Genomic DNA, 19,097 nt, shown 5'->3' on the forward strand with positions numbered 1-19,097 from the left:
GCATTATGTCTATTTGTGCAGAAGGAAAAACCGCAGAGATTATGTCTGCGGTTTGAATTTAATAGAATGTATGATTTTTACACCGGTTGCTTTATTAAGAATTCGTTTCTTCAAGACGCTTTAGCACCATCTCATACGTATCATTTCCATAATTAAGACAACGTTTCACCCTTGAGATTGTCGCCGTGCTCGCACCAGTAGCTCCCTCAATTTGGTGATACGTGCTTCCATCCCGAAGCAATCTCGCCACCTCAAGGCGCTGAGATAATGCTTGGATTTCATTTATCGTACATAGATCATCGAAAAACCGATAGCACTCTTCCACATCTTTCAACGATAAAATTGCCGTAAATAGTTGGTCCAATTCTTTCCCACGTAGTTTTTCAATTTGCATATATACCATTCTCTCCTTTTACCGATCAGCCTTATTTCTCGAAAGATACGATGTTCATATCAGGAACGATATGGATCCATGTTTTTCCTGGAGTTAATTGTACCAATGTCCCATCCGCAAATGGAAGCAATCTGCCATCTTGATTTTTCCATTCTATTTCTTGATACACACCTTTTTGCACGACATAAGCACGCCCACCTGAAGTAAGATCGATTGCTTTACGCCCAGCGTCGTCAATCACACGGTGAACGGTTTCGAATATCAAAATATTCGATAGCGCGATGGGTGCTTCCGTTTCTAAATTTTTCGTTTGCTCACCAGCTGAATATCTAGCATACGTTTGCTCGGCTTCATCATACATATATTCCGCTGTAAAAGGGCCACCGCCATCATAAGCAACTTTCACATAATCTGCTTGCTCACCCGTTGGCGCTTCATCGCTAAACGATAAGCCGTCTGGGGTACGGATGAGATCATAGCCTAGCTTTTCAGCACCTTCCTGTATACTTTCTGCACTGATGTATGAATTATGTGGTGCTTTCCGAAAATCAGCTCTCTTAAATAACGTACCGTCATATTGCATCCCGTTTATTTGATCGATTACACCTGATAACAACATTTCCTGCGCATCTGGGCTATACCCATGTGCTAGAAAAAGACTATCATACCCAAGCGCCAAATTGATATAATAATCACGTGCACTCCGAACGGGTCCAATGATTTCTGGCCATTCGCTTTGATATATCGCTAGAAATCTTGTCACATTCCCTTCAGCAAGCAGTTCATAGACAATATCTGCCTCTGCAAGTCCGCTTTGTGGACGTGCATCTGGATGATTATTCACCATGACAGCAATCGCCCTACCCTCAACGGATTCACTCGTCTTTACACCGGTAAGTGGAAAACTTTCCTGTTCAGCATTGGGTGCTTCCTCTTGTTTCGGAGGATTTTTCTCTTCTTCTTGAATCGGCTGTTCCGTTGTCGTTTTGCTGCATGCACCTAAAAGAAATGCAAAGCAAATCATCGATGTAACTAGCATTTTACGATATTGCACGTCTCATCCCTCAAATCCTTTTGGCATCTTTCTATCTATTTTAACGCATTAACGCCGGAAAGAGAATTGTTTTATTCATTACATCATACATTCCTCGTTGTGTCACGCGGATATACGGCAAATGAGTCGACGAGAAAAAAAGTAAGGAATAGATCGGATCGGCAAAGGGATAGCCTCTATCTTTCAATAATTCTTTTAATCTTTCTTCTGATTTTATAAGTTCAGGGAGCTCTTGTTCAGACATTAATCCTAAAAGAGGGAGCTGCAACTCATAGATGACACTTCCATTTTCAGCTAAGACAATCCCGCCTCCAATTTCTTTCATTCGTTGAAAAGCAAGGAACATATCTGCTTTATTTTTTCCGATTAAAATGAAGTCACCCGTATTGGAGAAGGACGAAGCAAACCCACTTACACCGCTTGCAAATCCTTTTATTATCGTGTTTGTTCTCCATTTTCCTTCACGGTCAATTAGCATAAAATAGCTCTCATCATGCTCACGTGAAAGATGGTCAACAGCAAGCTCTAGTGAAACTGAATAAGGCTTCGTAATGACATCATTCACCATTTCAATGCCGAATGGCATGGAAAATTGCATATCTGCTTCAGTTAATTCCCACCGAATATCTAGTCGATCTAATCCATATGTTGACCACTCAATGTTTTCATCTACGATGACTTGCTGGCCATCTTTCTTCACCCATTGCCCTTTTGCTAGGACAGATATCGGTGTTGGCTCATGCTCATTTTTCAAAAAATTAATATTAGCAACGCGCCCTGTTGCAATCATGCCATGATGATGTAATAAATTTAAATGACGCGCCACATTATAAGACGCCATTTGGTAAGCATCAATCGCAGGGATACCATGATCAAGAGCTAGCTTGATCATCCGGTCGATTACGCCTTGTTTCATAAATGCAGGTGTAGAACCATCCGTTGTAAACATCATTGAATCATATTGATTAAGCCCGAGTTCTTTCATTTCCTTCAATAGTACCGGCAAGTCTGGGCGAATCGATGAATGACGTAAAGAAACGGCATATCCATGCATTAACCGTTTATACACATCCTCACCCGTCATCGCCTCATGATCCGAATCAACACCGAATAACATCATTTTCGCTAATGTACGATCAGATGCGCCTGGAAAATGGCCTTCGACTTTCTTACCTAGTCGCTTTGCCTCTTGAATCCAATGAAGCATTAAATCATCACCAGCGAGCAGCTTCGGCCAACCAGTCAACTCCCCACCTTGTACGATCGAATCATGCTCAAGCCATGATTGAATATCACCATTTGAAAAAATTGTTTCTTCATCTGCCATTTCCGTTTGTGAATCAAATCGACTCCACCAATACATCGATACAGGGGATTGATTCAATTTCGCTAGCAACGAAAACGCTTTCTTTTTATTTAATTGTAAAAAGAGGACTAAGTTATCATTAATCAACGTCGTCGTTCCCGTCTGAGCAGCAAAGCGAGAAAAAGTTTGCGGATTATACAGTTGAAACGGATGAACATGTGGTTCGATATACCCTGGTACAAGCGTGTACTCTGAACAATCAATAATCTCACAATCTTGTGTTGCATCTGGCAATTCTTCTCCAATATAAATGATGCGATCTTTATATATCCAAATATGTGCTGTCATCCAGATGCGCAAGACAGAATGTAGGAAGCGCGCATTTTTTAAAAGAAGCGTAGGGCTCTCTTTTCCATCGATGACAGCAACTTGTTTACGAATTTGTTTGTTTTTCCAACGATATTTTTGCTCTATCATTCTCTTCCTCCTAGGTATTTCCATATAAACTATACTAACATATTAATCTCATTCGCGCATGGTCGTTTCGGAGTGAATTCGAACATTTTGTGAAAACGTTACCATTCAATTAGGCAACTCGATTATAATTGGGCTACTTCCTAATTAACTGAGCCAAACGAAAAAAAGAAATGCCCCTTTCATCATCAGGGCATTTCTCCTTATTTTATAACGCTTTATACGCAATGTCTTTACGGAAGAAAAAGTTTTCATCCTCGATTTTTTCCATTTCCGTATATACTTTGTCTACCGCTGCTTGGATCGTTTCACCCTTTGCTGTTACAAGCAGTAGGCGTCCGCCGTTTGAAACAAAACCACCATCAGCCCCTTTAGCCGTACCCGCATGGAAAATCGCCGCTTCAGAACCAATCGTGTTCAAGTCAGGAAGGGCTACACCTTTTTTATAATCGCCCGGGTACCCTTCAGATGCATAGACAACGCCGACAACCGCGTCATCTGACCATTGAAGCTCAGGTTTTTCTCCAGCTAAAATATCCAATAGCAATTGGACTAAATCACTTTCAAGTCTAGCCAACACCACTTGTGTTTCTGGATCACCGAAACGTGCATTAAATTCAATCACTTTCGGTCCATTCTCTGTTTGGATAAGACCGGCATACAAAATGCCTGTAAATGTTCGATCCTCAGCGATCATCGCTTTCGCTGTTGGAATTAAAATTTCATCAACGCCAAATTGCACGTCTTGATCTGAAATGTGTGGAACCGGTGTGTAAGAGCCCATTCCGCCCGTATTTGGACCTTGGTCACCATCAAATGCGCGCTTATGATCTTGTGCAATGACCATCGGGTATACGTCTTCGCCATGAACGAACGCCATTAATGAAAACTCTTCTCCATCTAAAAATTCTTCGATAACAACACTTGCTGATGATTCGCCGAATCGAGCATCTAAAAGCATATCTTTCAATGCATCGATCGCTTCTTCAACGGTCATTGCTACGACAACGCCTTTACCAGCCGCAAGCCCGTCTGCTTTAATGACGATCGGTGCACCTTGTTGCTCAACATAAGCTTTTGCTTCTTCATACGAGTGAAATGTTTCATAAGCAGCTGTTGGAATTTGGTACTTTTTCATTAAATCTTTCGCAAATGATTTACTGCCTTCGATGATTGCTGCATTTTTTCTTGGTCCGAATATCTTCAAGCCTGCCGCTTCAAATTCATCGACGATTCCCCCTGAAAGTGGCACTTCTGGTCCAACGATCGTAAGGTCAATCGCTTCTTTTTTCGCAAAATCAACTAAATCAGCAAAAGCTGTTTCTTCAATTGGAACGAGTGTCGCGTCCATCTCGATGCCTGCATTTCCTGGCGCACAAAAAACTTCCGATACGAGCGCACTTTCCTTAACCTTTTGACAGATGGCATGCTCCCTGCCGCCACTGCCGACAACTAATACTTTCATTCCATTCACCTTCCAGATGAGGGGCCAGTCCTTAATATGTCGGACTGACCCCTTCTAATTAATTAATGTTTAAAATGACGTACTCCTGTAAAGACCATTGCAATGCCGTATTCATCCGCCGCTTTAATGGAATCTTCATCACGGATCGAGCCACCTGGTTGGATAATCGCTGTAATTCCCGCTTTTGCAGCTGCTTCAACCGTATCACCCATTGGGAAAAACGCATCGGATGCAAGCACTGCACCTTTCGCACGTTCACCAGCTTGTTCAAGTGCGATTTTAGCCGCACCAACTCGGTTCATTTGACCAGCACCGACTCCAAGCGTCATCTGACTATCCGCAACAACAATCGCATTGGATTTTACATGCTTCACAACTTTCCAGCCGAGTTTTAATGCAGCAAGCTCAGCATCCGTTGGTTTGCGCTTTGTTGGGACTGTAATTTCTGCATCCTCATACGTATAAGCATCTTGATCTTGGATAAGCAATCCGCCTTCTACGGAAGTGAGCATTTTTTCTTGTTTATTCGCCGACTCGAATGGAATCGTTAATAAACGAAGGTTTTTCTTCGCGGTTAATATGTCCAATGCTTCTTGTGTAAAACTTGGAGCAATGACAATTTCTAGGAAAATTTCATGCAATTGACTTGCTGTTTCTGCATCAACTTCACGGTTTAAGGCAACAATTCCACCGAAAATCGATGTCGGATCTGCTTCATACGCTTTTTTGAATGCTTCAGCAGCTGTTGCACCAACACCCGCACCACATGGATTCATATGCTTGACAGCGACAGCCGCTGGTTCTTGAAAATCTTTCACGAGCTGTAAAGCTGCATCTGCATCATGAATATTGTTATAGGAAAGTTCTTTTCCGTGTAATTGCTCCGCATGAGCGATCGAAAACTTCGATCCTAATGGGCGCTCATAAAATGCTGCCTTTTGATGAGGATTTTCACCGTAGCGCAAGCTTTGCTTTAACTCATACGTAAACGTCACGCGTTCTGGCTGTTCTTCACCTGCAAGCTCAGTCATATACTCAGCAATTTGTGCGTCATATGCTGCTGTGTGGCGGAATACTTTTGCTGCAAGCCAACGTTTCGTTGTTTTCGATACTTCCCCATCTGTGCGTAGTTCCTCTAACACTTTACGATAATCTGCTGCATCAACGACAACCGTTAAATGATCATGGTTCTTAGCCGAAGCTCTTAACATCGCTGGACCGCCGATATCGATGTTTTCAATCGCATCTTCAGCTGTAACATCAGGTTTGGCAATCGTTTGTTGGAATGGGTATAAATTTACACATACTAAATCAATCGGTTTGATTCCTTGTTCATCAAGCTGAGCCATATGTCCAGCATCGTCGCGTTTTGCCAGCAGACCGCCATGGATGAATGGATGTAATGTTTTCACTCGTCCTTCTAAAATTTCTGGAAAGCCGGTCACTTCGTCGACTGCTTTCACAGAAACTCCGTTCTCTTCCAATGTTTTTTTTGTTCCGCCTGTTGAGAGGATTTCAAATCCGAGTGCAACAAGCTCCTTCGTAAATTCAACTACACCTGTTTTATCTGATACACTAATTAGTGCTCTTTTCATCCAGCTTCCCTCCGCTATTCTTGAAGTAATTTCTCCAACGTTTCTGGGTAAAACACATGCTCAACTTCATGAATTTTTTGTTCCACATCTTCCAATGCATCTGTGTCAACGAGTTCAACCGCTCTTTGAGCAATGATCGGTCCCGTATCCATCCCCTCATCTACATAATGGATCGTTACTCCCGTTACTTTCACACCTGCACGAACCGCTTGCCCGACCGCATCGATTCCAGGGAAAGCAGGCAATAAGGACGGATGAATATTAATAATTTTATTCGAAAATGCTTCAAGTAACGTCGGACCAATGAGTCTCATATAACCTGCAAGCACGATATAATCCACTTCATGACTATGCAGCTGATTCACAATCTCTTGTTCAAACTCTACTTTTGAAGCATATTGTTTCGGAGAAAAAACAAAAGTGTCCACCTTTGCTTCATTTGCTTTATTGATGACTGCCGCACCAGGCTTGTCACATACTAATAAAGCGATTTGTGCATGAAGGCGACTCTCCTTCACTGCATCAACAATCGCTTGAAAATTACTTCCTGTTCCTGATGCGAAAACGGCTATTCTCTTCACTTTGCTTCCCCCGGTTTTACGAACTGAACGCCTTCACCTTTCACTACTGTGCCAATTTGATACGCCTTTTCGCCTTGTTCAATCAAGAAGCGAGTAACCGCATCTGCCTTGTTTGCATCAACAGCAATGACAAATCCAATTCCCATATTAAAAATATTGAACATTTCTTCTCTATCAAGCTCGCCATATTTTTCAAGTGCTTTAAAAATTGGCAATACAGGCCATGAATCAAGCTCAACTACTGCACCAATATCTTGAGGAAGCATTCTCGGAATATTTTCAATAAACCCGCCACCAGTAATATGTGACATACCTTTTAGGCCAAATTCTTTATGGGCAGCCAAAACAGGTTTCACATAAATCTTCGTCGGTTTTAATAACTCTTCACCTAAGCTTCTTTTAAGCTCTGGAAGCTTTGCATCAAGTTCAAACCCTTGATTCTCAAGGAAGATTTTTCGGACGAGTGAGTAGCCATTGCTATGAATGCCACTTGAAGCAAGACCGATTAATACATCGCCATCTTGGATCTTTTCACCCGTAATGATGTCTGATTTCTCACAAGCACCAACGGAAAAACCAGCCAAATCATATTCATCTTCCTCATATAATCCTGGCATTTCTGCTGTCTCTCCGCCAATGAGCGCACATCCGGCTTGTTCACAGCCATCCGCAATTCCACTTACGATCTGTTCAATTTTATCAGGAACGGCTTTGCCAAGTGCCACATAGTCTAGAAAATAGAGCGGCTCTGCCCCTTGAACAACGATATCATTTACACACATTGCGACACAGTCAATTCCAATCGTATCGTGCTTATCCATCATGAAAGCGAGCTTTAATTTTGTTCCAACCCCATCGGTTCCTGAAACAAGTACAGGCTCTTTTAGATTGAGAGCTGACAGATCAAACGCACCGCCAAAGCCACCTAATTGTCCCATCACACCTGGACGCATTGTTCGCTTCGTATGCTTTTTAATTTTTTCAACCGCTTCATATCCGGCCTCAATATCAACGCCGGCATTTCGGTAGGCATTCGCCATCCTTATAGCCTCCTCATAAGATCAATTGATGATTTCTTTTTCATATGGCAATGGAGTATCTGGATAAATTTCTGTCGGATATTCCCCAGTAAAGCATGCCATACATTGACCGCAATCTTTTCCATAGCCTTTTCGTCCAATTGCTTCAAGCGTTCCTTCGACACTTAAAAAAGTTAAAGAATCAGCTTCAATCATTTCACGAATTTCTTCGACACTATGCGCAGATGCGATTAACTCTTCATGTGTGGATGTATCGATTCCATAAAAACAAGGATTTTTCATCGGTGGAGAGCTGATGCACACGTGAACTTCCGTTGCACCTGCCTCTTTCAGCATCCTGACAATTCGTTTACACGTTGTTCCACGAACGATCGAATCATCGACCATGACGACTCTTTTTCCTTCCACCACTTTTCGTACAGGTGAAAGCTTCATCTTTACCCCTTGCTCGCGCAGTTCTTGAGAAGGTTTAATGAATGTACGGCCAACATAACGATTTTTAATGATGCCGAGCTCGTATGGAATACCAGCTGTTTCCGCAAAACCAATTGCCGCCGAAATACTTGAATCTGGCACACCTGTAACTACATCCGCTTCAATTTGCGCTTCCTTGGCAAGCATTTTTCCGAGATTTTTCCTTGCTGTATGAATGTTAATTCCTTCAATATCACTGTCTGGACGGGAAAAGTATACATATTCCATTGTACACATGGCACTTTTGGCCGAAAGGGAAAAACGTTCTGATTGTAGTCCATCATCATTAATAATGATTAATTCCCCTGGCTCTACGTCACGAACGAACTCAGCTCCAATTAAATCATAAGCACAAGTTTCTGAAGATACGCAGTAAGCATCTCCTACTTTTCCAATCGAAAGTGGGCGCATGCCGTTCGGATCTTGGGCGATAATCAATTCGTTTTCCGACATAATGACAAGCGCATAGGCTCCTTTTACCATTGAAAGGGCATTTTTCACTTTGTCTTTTAACGCCAGATACCCACTTCGTTTAATTAAATGGGCAAGCACTTCTGTATCTGAGCTCGTCTGAAAAATACTCCCTTGCATTTCGAGCTGATGTCTTAAATCATTCGCATTAATTAAGTTCCCATTATGCGCAAGCGTCAAGCTGCCGCTTTGTGAATGGAGGAGGAAAGGCTGCACATTTTCTGTACCGCCCTTATCTGCCCCACCATACTTCACATGGCCGATCGCGCTTGATCCTACTAAACTTTTTATTTTCTTTTCATCAAAAACATCATTTACAAGCCCTTCGCCTCGTACTCCTTTTAACCGTTCACGATCGGTAACAACAATGCCGGCACCTTCTTGACCGCGGTGTTGTAAACTATGCAGTCCATAATACGTAAATTGAGCCGCATCGGGATGACCCCATATTCCAAACACACCACATTCCTCGTTTAGCCCTCTAAATTCAGCAAACATGGAATGGCTCCTTTCCAGGCTTCTTCCATTACCTTAACGTTAGATTGAATCAATTGTTTTTCAGAACCATCGATAATGAGTTCACCATTATCTGTTACCTCACCGATGCGAACAGCATCCTCAACAAGCTGTTCAAACACAGCCTGATGCTCTTTTTTCACAGATAAAATAAAGCGAGATTGTGTTTCAGAGAATAATGCAGATGTTTCATTTCCTTCTAGAGCTACTTTTGCACCAAGACCGTTTGTGCCAAACAAGGATTCAGCAAGTGCAACAGCCGCTCCACCTTCGGATACATCATGTGCAGATGCAACAAATCCACTGCGGATCGCTTGTAAAATTTGTTTTTGTCTTTTTACTTCAACGTCTAAATCAATCGCTGGTGCTTTACCGAAAATATCTCCGTGCACCATTTTTTGCAATTCACTGCCGCCAAACTCATCTTTCGTTTCACCAACGAGATAAATAAGGTCGCCTGCTGATTTAAAGTTTTGCGTTGTCACATAAGACAAATCTTGGATTAAACCGACCATCCCAATAATCGGTGTCGGATAAATCGCACTGCCGCCTTTTTCATTGAAAAGTGACACGTTTCCGCCAATAACTGGGCTTTCAAGCGCTAAACAAGCTGCACTGATTCCAGCTGCTGATTGTTCAATTTGCCAAAAGATTTCCGGCTTTTCTGGACTTCCAAAGTTCAATCCGTCAGTGATCGCTAACGGCTCCGCTCCTGAACAAACAACATTTCGCGCAGCTTCTGCTACCGCAATTTTCCCGCCGACTTCTGGGTCTAAATATAGATAGCGAGAGTTACAGTCTGTTGTAATCGCGATTGCTTTATTCGTACCGCTTATTCTAACAACTGCCGCATCTGAGCCAGGGCTTACAACTGTGTTAGAGCCAACATGATGATCAAACTGGCTATATACCCATTCTTTGCTCGCAATCGTCGGTTGTTGTAAAAGCTTCGTTAATGTTTCGTTATAATCAGACACTTCCGGTACTGCCTGTTCCATCGCTTGGAACTCACGATAGTATGCTGGTTCAGCAGATGGCTTATGATACACCGGTGCATCTTCTGCTAATGCATCAGCTGGAATTTCAGCTACGACTTCCCCTTTATGAAGCAAGCGCAACATTTTATCATCTGTTACATGACCAACCGTCACTGCCTCGATGTCGTATTTAGCGAAAAGATCAACGATTTCTTGCTCGCGGCCTTTTTCAATAACGAGCAGCATCCGCTCTTGTGATTCAGAAAGCATCATTTCATAAGCTGTCATGTTTTCTTCACGTTGTGGGACAAGATCAAGGTTCATTTCAATTCCAGAACCGGCTTTACTCGCCATTTCTGAAGATGAGCTCGCTAAACCTGCTGCCCCCATGTCTTGAATCCCGATTAATGCATCTGATTTAACGAGCTCCAAACATGCATCCATTAGCATTTTTTCCGTAAACGAGTCACCGCGTTGTACTGCTGCGCGATCTTCATCCTCTTCATCCGATAATTCAACAGATGAGAAGGTTGCTCCGTGAATGCCATCACGTCCGGTTGCAGCGCCCGCGTACATCACCGTGTTGCCAACCCCTTTTGCTTGGCCTTTTTGCATGTTTTCATGATCGATTAAACCAACGACCATCGCATTGACAAGTGGATTATGTTCGTAAGCTGGATCGAATTGAATTTCGCCGCCAACTGTTGGAATCCCTAGCCCGTTACCATAATCAGCAATCCCAGCTACTGCTTGCTCTAATAAATAACGAACTCGCGGTGAATCCAATTCGCCGAAACGGAGTGAGTTTAATGAGGCAATCGGTCTTGCTCCCATTGAAAAAACATCACGCACGATTCCACCAACACCTGTTGCCGCACCTTCATATGGTTCAACCGCCGATGGTGAGTTATGACTTTCAATTTTGAAAACGACTGCTTGATTGTCACCAATATCAACGATTCCTGCACCTTCACCGGGTCCTTGGAGCACTTGTTTTCCTTCTGTTGGGAACTTTTTCAATACTGGCTTAGAATTTTTATAGCTACAATGCTCAGACCACATAACAGAAAACAATCCTGTTTCCGTGTAATTCGGTGTTCTTCCTAGCATTTTTTCCGCAAGTAAAAATTCTTCGTCTGTCAAACCCATTTCCTTATAAATTTTCTCGTCTTTTATTTGATTTGGGTTTGGCTCATGCATTTGTGGCATGTGATTCCCTCCAGTTTCTAACAATTGATTGGAAAATTCTTAATCCGTCTTTACTTCCGAAAATTTGATCCACAGCACGCTCTGGATGTGGCATTAACCCAAGGATGTTTCCTTGCTTATTCGTAACTCCAGCAATGTTCTCTACGCTGCCGTTTGGATTTTTCGATGTATAAGTGAAAATAATTTGATTGTTTGCTTTTAGATCCGCCAATGTCACTTCATCTACATAATAATTCCCTTTCGCATGTGCGATTGGAATCGCAATCTGTTCACCATTTTCAAATGAAGAAGAAAACATTGTATCATTGTTTTCAACATGTAACTGAACAGATTTACAAGTAAATTTAAGGCTCTGATTTTGCAGCAATACTCCTGGAAGCAGACCAGCCTCCGTTAACATTTGAAACCCATTTCCGATTCCTAATACAGGCTTGCCAGAAGCTGCCGCCTCTTCAACTGCCTTCATGATCGGTTGCATACGGGCAATCGCACCTGGACGAACGGCATCACCATATGATGTGCCTCCCGGAAGAACTACTGCATCAAAACGATCTAAGTTATCATTATCATGTCTAACTACTTCTGCCTCTTCACCAAGCTGATCGACAATCGCATTATACGTATCTACTTCACAGCTTGTCCCTGGAAAAACGATGATAGCAAATTTCACTTTGCTTCAACCTCCTCGATTTCAAAACGATAATCTTCAATTACCGTATTGACAAGCAAGTCGCGACATAATTTGTGAACTGTCTCTTCGATGTTTTTCTCCGTTTTTTCGATCGTAACTTCCATATACTTTCCAATTCTTACATCCTGAACTTCAGTAAATTCCGCTTTTTGCAATGCTTTTGTCGCAGCAGAACCATGTGGATCAACAACACTCTCTTTTAATGTTACATAAACTTTCACTTTATACATGATGATTTCCCCTCTCTTATCCGTTCCAAATTTGAGTTGCGTCTAGCTCTTGTAAAGTTACATCCAGTTCATCCGTTAAAATCGTAATATGCCCCATTTTTCTTCCCTGTTTTGCTTCTGCTTTTCCATAAAAATGAACTGACCAATCAGGACGTTGTGGAATTTCATTGACTACCCCAGCGACATGCTCTCCAAGCACATTGACCATAATGGCTGGCTGCAATAACCTCACTTTAGGCAATGGCCAACCACAAACAGCCCGAATATGCTGGTCAAATTGCGAAAGTGTACATGCTTCAATTGTGTAATGGCCTGAATTATGAGGTCTCGGTGCAAGTTCATTCACATATAACTGTCCTTCTTCAGTCAAAAATAATTCCACTGCCAACGTACCAATAAGCTGAAGCTTGTCTGCAATTTTTTCTGCCAATTCGCTTACATCCTGCTCCACTTGCGCTGTTATTCTCGCAGGCACGATCGTTTCATGTAAAATGTTATTTTTATGAATATTTTCGCCAATCGGAAACCATGTTAACTCACCGTTTACACCTCTCGTCATGACGATTGATATTTCCTTATCGAAAGGAATCCACGCTTCAAGCACACAAGGACCTGCATTCAATAATGTTGCTGCCTCGGCGCAATCTCCACGACTTTTGATTACGTATTGCCCTTTGCCATCGTATCCGCCACGAGAAGTTTTTAATACACATGGTATTCCAATCGTTTCAACTTCACGCTCTAAATCATCTTCCGAATAAATCACTGCATACGGAGCAACTTCAACTCCAGCTTCAGTTAATGCCTGCTTTTCTAAAATTCGATCTTGCGTTATTTTAATCAGCTCGGCTCCTTGTGGAATGTATGCTTTTTCCGTTAGCCATTTCAATGCTTCATAATCAATATTTTCAAATTCATAAGTGATCACATCACTTTTTTCCGCCAAAAGGGCAAGTGCCTCACGATCATCGTACGTAGCGATGATTTGTTCATCTGCCACTTGACCTGCCGGTGAGTCCGGTGCAGGCTCCAAAATGATGACACGAAAACCAGCTTCTTTTGCGGAAAAAGTCATCATTCTCCCCAACTGACCACCGCCGATGATCCCAATTGTTTGTCCCGGTTGAATGAATGTCTTAGACAAGTTGATCACTGCTTTCCAACACTTTTTCTTTCATTTCATTTCGTCGATTTTCCAGTCTTCTTGCAATCTGTTCGTTCTCTGTACCTAAAATTTGTGCAGCAAGCAAGCCAGCATTTACTGCCCCTGCTTTCCCAATTGCTACTGTCGCAACCGGAACACCGCCAGGCATTTGCACAATCGAAAGGAGAGAATCCATTCCCTTCAATGACTTCGATTCAACAGGAACACCAATAACCGGCAGTACCGTTTTCGCCGCAACCATTCCTGGAAGATGCGCAGCCCCTCCAGCACCAGCGATAATCACCTTCAAGCCTCTTTCTTTTGCTGTTTCTGCATACTCGAACATTAAATCAGGAGTACGATGTGCCGAAACAACCTTTTTTTCATACGGTACTTGTAATTCATCAAGCACTTCACAAGCATGCGTCATCGTTTCCCAGTCAGATGTACTTCCCATAATAATTCCGACTTCGGTTTTCATCAAAATCCCTCCGTCCTTTATGTAAAAATAAAAAACGGATAGACTGCTTTTCTGTAAAAGAAAGCAGTCTATCCGGGAGTAGAAATCACACTTGAAAAAAGCACATCAAATGCTTCCCAAACTTCCACTTTCCTCATAGTCCAATTATTTACGGTAATCGGGTAGAAACGTACGGGCCTTATTCCCATAATATATGAGGTTTTCATCAACATATTGATTTTAGCAAAGATTCGTTTGGGATGTCAACTAAAAATCGAACATTTTAACATACGAATAATTTAATGTTCGGATTTAGGGCTCTTTCACACCTTGAAAGACTATTTTTTGAGCAATTGGAATATAATTGGTTTCTCCCTTTTTCTTTTCTTCTTTAAAAATCGGTTTTTCCATTCTTCTTACAGGGCGGTATCCTTCCCGGCTCATTCGTTCTAAACATTGCTGAATCGTTTCTCCCTCTTGAACTTCAAACTGTTTTTTCATTTTACTTTCCTTCCTCTAATTGATTTTACCCAAAATCCGCCATGGATAGCTTTAGGCTCATAAGAAATAATAAATGCCTTCGGATCCAGCTCCTTAATTTTTTCATATAATTTTAACTCATACTTTCTCGCTGTAAGCACCTGTAAAGCCATTCGATCCCCTTCTAAACCTTGGGCTGCCCAGCTAGTTACACCATAACCTTCTGCACGCAATTGCTTTGGAAGATCTCGGTCGTACTCCTTTGTAATAACATTCACTGTAATATATCCAAGGGCCATCTTCTCTTCAATCTTCGAGCCGACAATGACTCCAATTCCATATCCAACCGCATAAGCAATTAAATTTTGAATTTGATTCAAATTATCTAATACGAGGCCGAGCCCGACGACATAAATGACAACTTCAATCATACTTAAAAATGCTGCAAGATAACGATACCCTTTTAAAGTTAGGATCATCCTAATCGTAAAAAAGGTAACATACACAATATTAATAAGTAAAATAATAGCAACCATCATTAAGCCATTTTCTAACATCCAGACTCCTCCATTTTGCAATTCATCTTATTATATTTTGTCTTCCCTAGTTCCATTGTTTCTACTCCCATTTCATGATTGTACTTTTCTATGTAAGCAAAAATAAATGTAATTGAGATACTATAATCATAAAGCCTCCTTTAGTATGAAAATAATGATTCGAGCAAAATCAAATTGCTGTTTATATCCACTTGCGTAGGGATAACAATCCACTTATTTTAATTCACGGGCCACTTGCATGAAAATACAAGCTACTTGCTCCAGTTTACGAGCCACTTGCGTGAAAATACAAGCTACTTGCTCAGGTTTACGAGCCACTTACGTGAAAATACAAGCTACTTGCTCAGGTTTACGAGCCACTTGCGTGAAAATACAAGCTACTTGCTCAGGTTTACGAGCCACTTGCATGAAAATACAAGCCACTTGCTCCGGTTTACGAGCCACTTGCGTGAAAATACAAGCCACTTGCTCCGGTTTATGAGCCAGTTCATTTTTGAGCAATACACTTCTCAATTCAATATAAAAAGCGTAACACAAATGTATGTGTTACGCTTTGCTTGCCTGACAATGCCTTACTTTTGCAGGGGGAAATCCCAAACTACATCGGCGTTCGAGCTTAACTGCCGTATTCGCGCTGCGAATCATGATGACCGGCGAATCTCTTCGTCACTTGCGCTCGCTCGATTCTCATGGGCATTGCACATCCTGAGTCTCGCTTCCTTGGTTCCTCGACCTACTTGCTCCTCCTATAAAGGAAAGAGTCAAAAAAAGACACCCTCTTTTTGAGAATGTCTTTGACTGCCTGGCAACGTCCTACTCTTGCAGGGGGAAACCCCCAACTACCATCGGCGCTGAAGAGCTTAACTGCCGTGTTCGAGATGGGAACGGGTGTGACCTCTTCGCTATCGCCACCAGACTTGTACAGGATGTACTGGCTTCTGTGTTGCTCACAGGACGTGAGCGATCTTAACAGAAGATCCTTTTCTGCTTGAGAAAATGTTCGTTCTCTCAAAACTAGATAAATGAGAAGGTAAACCATGTAATAAATTGATTAAGTCCTCGATCGATTAGTATCCGTCAGCTCCATGTGTCACCACACTTCCACACCGGACCTATCAACCTGATCATCTTTCAGGGATCTTACTAGCTTGCGCTATGGGAAATCTCATCTTGAGGGGGGCTTCATGCTTAGATGCTTTCAGCACTTATCCCGTCCGCACATAGCTACCCAGCGATGCTCCTGGCGGAACAACTGGTACACCAGCGGTGCGTCCATCCCGGTCCTCTCGTACTAAGGACAGCTCCTCTCAAATTTCCTGCGCCCACGACGGATAGGGACCGAACTGTCTCACGACGTTCTGAACCCAGCTCGCGTACCGCTTTAATGGGCGAACAGCCCAACCCTTGGGACCGACTACAGCCCCAGGATGCGATGAGCCGACATCGAGGTGCCAAACCTCCCCGTCGATGTGAACTCTTGGGGGAGATAAGCCTGTTATCCCCGGGGTAGCTTTTATCCGTTGAGCGATGGCCCTTCCATGCGGAACCACCGGATCACTAAGCCCGACTTTCGTCCCTGCTCGACTTGTAGGTCTCGCAGTCAAGCTCCCTTGTGCCTTTACACTCTGCGAATGATTTCCAACCATTCTGAGGGAACCTTTGGGCGCCTCCGTTACATTTTAGGAGGCGACCGCCCCAGTCAAACTGCCTGCCAGACACTGTCTCCCAGCCGGATCACGGCTGCGGGTTAGAATGTCAATACAGCAAGGGTAGTATCCCACCAATGCCTCCACCGAAGCTGGCGCTCCGGTTTCCAAGGCTCCTACCTATCCTGTACAAGCTGCACCAACATTCAATATCAGGCTGCAGTAAAGCTCCACGGGGTCTTTCCGTCCTGTCGCGGGTAACCTGCATCTTCACAGGTACTATAATTTCACCGAGTCTCTCGTTGAGACAGTGCCCAGATCGTTGCGCCTTTCGTGCGGGTCGGAACTTACCCGACAAGGAATTTCGCTACCTTAGGACCGTTATAGTTACGGCCGCCGTTTACTGGGGCTTCAATTCGCACCTTCGACCGAAGTCTAAGCGCTCCTCTTAACCTTCCAGCACCGGGCAGGCGTCAGCCCCTATACTTCGCCTTACGGCTTCGCAGAGACCTGTGTTTTTGCTAAACAGTCGCCTGGGCCTATTCACTGCGGCTTCCGCAAGCTTTCACTCGCGGGAGCACCCCTTCTCCCGAAGTTACGGGGTCATTTTGCCGAGTTCCTTAACGAGAGTTCTCTCGATCACCTTAGGATTCTCTCCTCGCCTACCTGTGTCGGTTTGCGGTACGGGCACCCATTTCCTCGCTAGAGGCTTTTCTTGGCAGTGTGGAATCAGGAACTTCGGTACTATATTTCCCTCGCCATCACAGTTCAGCCTTAGGAGTAAGGATTTGCCTCACTCCCAGCCTACCTGCTTGGACGCGCTAATCCAGCAGCGCGCTTACCCTATCCTCCTGCGTCCCCCCATTACTCAAACGGAAATTAGGTGGTACAGGAATATCAACCTGTTGTCCATCGCCTACGCCTTTCGGCCTCGGCTTAGGCCCCGACTAACCCTGAGCGGACGAGCCTTCCTCAGGAAACCTTAGGCATTCGGTGGAAGGGATTCTCACCCTTCTTTCGCTACTCATACCGGCATTCTCACTTCTAAGCGCTCCACCAGTCCTTACGATCTGGCTTCACAGCCCTTAGAACGCTCTCCTACCATTGACACCAGAAGGTGTCAATCCGCAGCTTCGGTGATACGTTTAGCCCCGGTACATTTTCGGCGCAGAGTCACTCGACCAGTGAGCTATTACGCACTCTTTAAATGGTGGCTGCTTCTAAGCCAACATCCTGGTTGTCTAAGCAACTCCACATCCTTTTCCACTTAACGTATACTTTGGGACCTTAGCTGGCGGTCTGGGTTGTTTCCCTCTCGACTACGGATCTTATCACTCGCAGTCTGACTCCCAAGGACAAGTAATTGGCATTCGGAGTTTGTCTGAATTCGGTAACCCGATGAGGGCCCCTAGTCCAAACAGTGCTCTACCTCCAACACTCTTACCTTGAGGCTAGCCCTAAAGCTATTTCGGAGAGAACCAGCTATCTCCAGGTTCGATTGGAATTTCACCGCTACCCACACCTCATCCCCGCACTTTTCAACGTACGTGGGTTCGGGCCTCCAGTAAGTGTTACCTTACCTTCACCCTGGACATGGGTAGATCACCTGGTTTCGGGTCTGCGACCTCATACTTATTCGCCCTATTCAGACTCGCTTTCGCTGCGGCTCCGTCTCTTCAACTTAACCTTGCATGAAATCGCAACTCGCCGGTTCATTCTACAAAAGGCACGCCATCACACATGAATGTGCTCTGACTACTTGTAGGCACACGGTTTCAGGATCTTTTTCACTCCCCTTCCGGGGTGCTTTTCACCTTTCCCTCACGGTACTGGTTCACTATCGGTCACTAGGGAGTATTTAGCCTTGGGAGATGGTCCTCCCTGCTTCCGACGGGATTTCACGTGTCCCGCCGTACTCAGGATCCACTCTGGAGGGAACGAAGTTTCGAATACAGGGCTGTTACCTTCTCTGGCGGGTCTTTCCAGACCGCTTCATCTACTTCGTTCCTTTGTAACTCCGTGTAGAGTGTCCTACAACCCCAAGAGGCAAGCCTCTTGGTTTGGGCTCTTCCCGTTTCGCTCGCCGCTACTTAGGGAATCGATGTTTCTTTCTCTTCCTCCGGGTACTTAGATGTTTCAGTTCCCCGGGTCTGCCTTCCATTTCCTATGTATTCAGAAATGGATACTACTCCATTACGAGCAGTGGGTTTCCCCATTCGGAAATCTCCGGATCAACGCTTGCTTACAGCTCCCCGAAGCATATCGGTGTTAGTCCCGTCCTTCATCGGCTCCTAGTGCCAAGGCATCCGCCGTGCGCCCTTATTAACTTAATC

The 19,097-nt window shown here is 43.7% G+C and carries 16 protein-coding genes, 2 rRNA genes and 1 riboswitch; all 18 genes read right to left on the reverse strand.

The features are described from left to right. Positions 1-94: 94 nt before the first annotated feature. On the reverse strand, positions 95-394 hold the full coding sequence (locus KHA95_RS16055; RefSeq protein ID WP_213138532.1) for a YerC/YecD family TrpR-related protein: 300 nt from the start codon (positions 392-394) through the stop codon (positions 95-97). Between the two features lie 31 nt (positions 395-425). Continuing rightward, complete coding sequence (locus KHA95_RS16060; RefSeq protein ID WP_349305491.1) at positions 426-1,448, reverse strand: DUF3048 domain-containing protein; 1,023 nt, start codon at positions 1,446-1,448, stop codon at positions 426-428. Between the two features lie 40 nt (positions 1,449-1,488). Beyond that, on the reverse strand, positions 1,489-3,231 hold the full coding sequence (locus tag KHA95_RS16065) for an adenine deaminase C-terminal domain-containing protein (protein WP_213138533.1): 1,743 nt from the start codon (positions 3,229-3,231) through the stop codon (positions 1,489-1,491). A gap of 205 nt (positions 3,232-3,436) precedes the next feature. Next, positions 3,437-4,693: a phosphoribosylamine--glycine ligase gene (gene purD, locus KHA95_RS16070; RefSeq protein WP_213138534.1), complete on the reverse strand. Its 1,257-nt coding sequence runs from the start codon at positions 4,691-4,693 to the stop codon at positions 3,437-3,439. A 62-nt stretch (positions 4,694-4,755) separates the two neighbouring features. Then, a complete protein-coding gene (gene purH, locus KHA95_RS16075; RefSeq protein WP_213138535.1) occupies positions 4,756-6,288 on the reverse strand; it encodes a bifunctional phosphoribosylaminoimidazolecarboxamide formyltransferase/IMP cyclohydrolase in 1,533 nt (510 codons plus the stop codon). Between the two features lie 14 nt (positions 6,289-6,302). Next, the gene (gene purN, locus KHA95_RS16080; protein WP_213138536.1) at positions 6,303-6,869 is read right to left on the reverse strand and encodes a phosphoribosylglycinamide formyltransferase; all 567 of its coding nucleotides are present in this window, start codon (positions 6,867-6,869) and stop codon (positions 6,303-6,305) included. After that, positions 6,866-7,909 (reverse strand): phosphoribosylformylglycinamidine cyclo-ligase, encoded by a 1,044-nt coding sequence (gene purM / locus KHA95_RS16085; RefSeq protein WP_213138537.1) that lies wholly within the window; start codon positions 7,907-7,909, stop codon positions 6,866-6,868. Before purM ends, purN begins: the two co-directional genes overlap by 4 nt. Positions 7,910-7,930: 21 nt before the next feature. After that, positions 7,931-9,352 (reverse strand): amidophosphoribosyltransferase, encoded by a 1,422-nt coding sequence (gene purF, locus KHA95_RS16090; protein WP_213138538.1) that lies wholly within the window; start codon positions 9,350-9,352, stop codon positions 7,931-7,933. Next, positions 9,328-11,556 carry a phosphoribosylformylglycinamidine synthase subunit PurL gene (purL, locus tag KHA95_RS16095; protein WP_213138539.1) on the reverse strand — a complete coding sequence of 743 codons (2,229 nt, stop codon included), beginning with the start codon at positions 11,554-11,556 and terminating at the stop codon, positions 9,328-9,330. The genes purF and purL overlap by 25 nt, the downstream gene beginning before the upstream one ends. Next, the gene (purQ, locus tag KHA95_RS16100; RefSeq protein WP_213138540.1) at positions 11,540-12,226 is read right to left on the reverse strand and encodes a phosphoribosylformylglycinamidine synthase subunit PurQ; all 687 of its coding nucleotides are present in this window, start codon (positions 12,224-12,226) and stop codon (positions 11,540-11,542) included. The genes purL and purQ overlap by 17 nt, the downstream gene beginning before the upstream one ends. Beyond that, positions 12,223-12,477: a phosphoribosylformylglycinamidine synthase subunit PurS gene (purS, locus tag KHA95_RS16105; RefSeq protein WP_213138541.1), complete on the reverse strand. Its 255-nt coding sequence runs from the start codon at positions 12,475-12,477 to the stop codon at positions 12,223-12,225. Before purS ends, purQ begins: the two co-directional genes overlap by 4 nt. A gap of 16 nt (positions 12,478-12,493) precedes the next feature. Then, positions 12,494-13,630, reverse strand: coding sequence for a 5-(carboxyamino)imidazole ribonucleotide synthase (gene purK, locus KHA95_RS16110; RefSeq protein ID WP_213138542.1), 1,137 nt, complete (start codon positions 13,628-13,630; stop codon positions 12,494-12,496). After that, a complete protein-coding gene (gene purE, locus KHA95_RS16115) occupies positions 13,614-14,102 on the reverse strand; it encodes a 5-(carboxyamino)imidazole ribonucleotide mutase (protein ID WP_213138543.1) in 489 nt (162 codons plus the stop codon). The genes purK and purE overlap by 17 nt, the downstream gene beginning before the upstream one ends. Positions 14,103-14,218: 116 nt before the next feature. Further along, positions 14,219-14,319: riboswitch (purine riboswitch) on the reverse strand. Positions 14,320-14,393: 74 nt separating this feature from the next. After that, positions 14,394-14,582 (reverse strand): NETI motif-containing protein, encoded by a 189-nt coding sequence (locus tag KHA95_RS16120; protein ID WP_213138544.1) that lies wholly within the window; start codon positions 14,580-14,582, stop codon positions 14,394-14,396. After that, positions 14,579-15,118 (reverse strand): DUF2179 domain-containing protein, encoded by a 540-nt coding sequence (locus KHA95_RS16125; RefSeq protein WP_213138545.1) that lies wholly within the window; start codon positions 15,116-15,118, stop codon positions 14,579-14,581. The genes KHA95_RS16120 and KHA95_RS16125 overlap by 4 nt, the downstream gene beginning before the upstream one ends. A 318-nt stretch (positions 15,119-15,436) precedes the next feature. Next, entirely contained in the window at positions 15,437-15,619 is a 183-nt protein-coding gene (locus tag KHA95_RS16130; RefSeq protein WP_213138546.1) for a hypothetical protein, read from the reverse strand. A gap of 299 nt (positions 15,620-15,918) precedes the next feature. Then, positions 15,919-16,034 (reverse strand): 5S ribosomal RNA (gene rrf, locus KHA95_RS16135). Between the two features lie 131 nt (positions 16,035-16,165). Beyond that, a 23S ribosomal RNA gene (locus tag KHA95_RS16140) occupies positions 16,166-19,097 on the reverse strand.

It is taken from the genome of Bacillus sp. FJAT-50079, assembly GCF_018343515.1.
Lineage (GTDB): Bacteria > Bacillota > Bacilli > Bacillales > Bacillaceae_C > Lederbergia.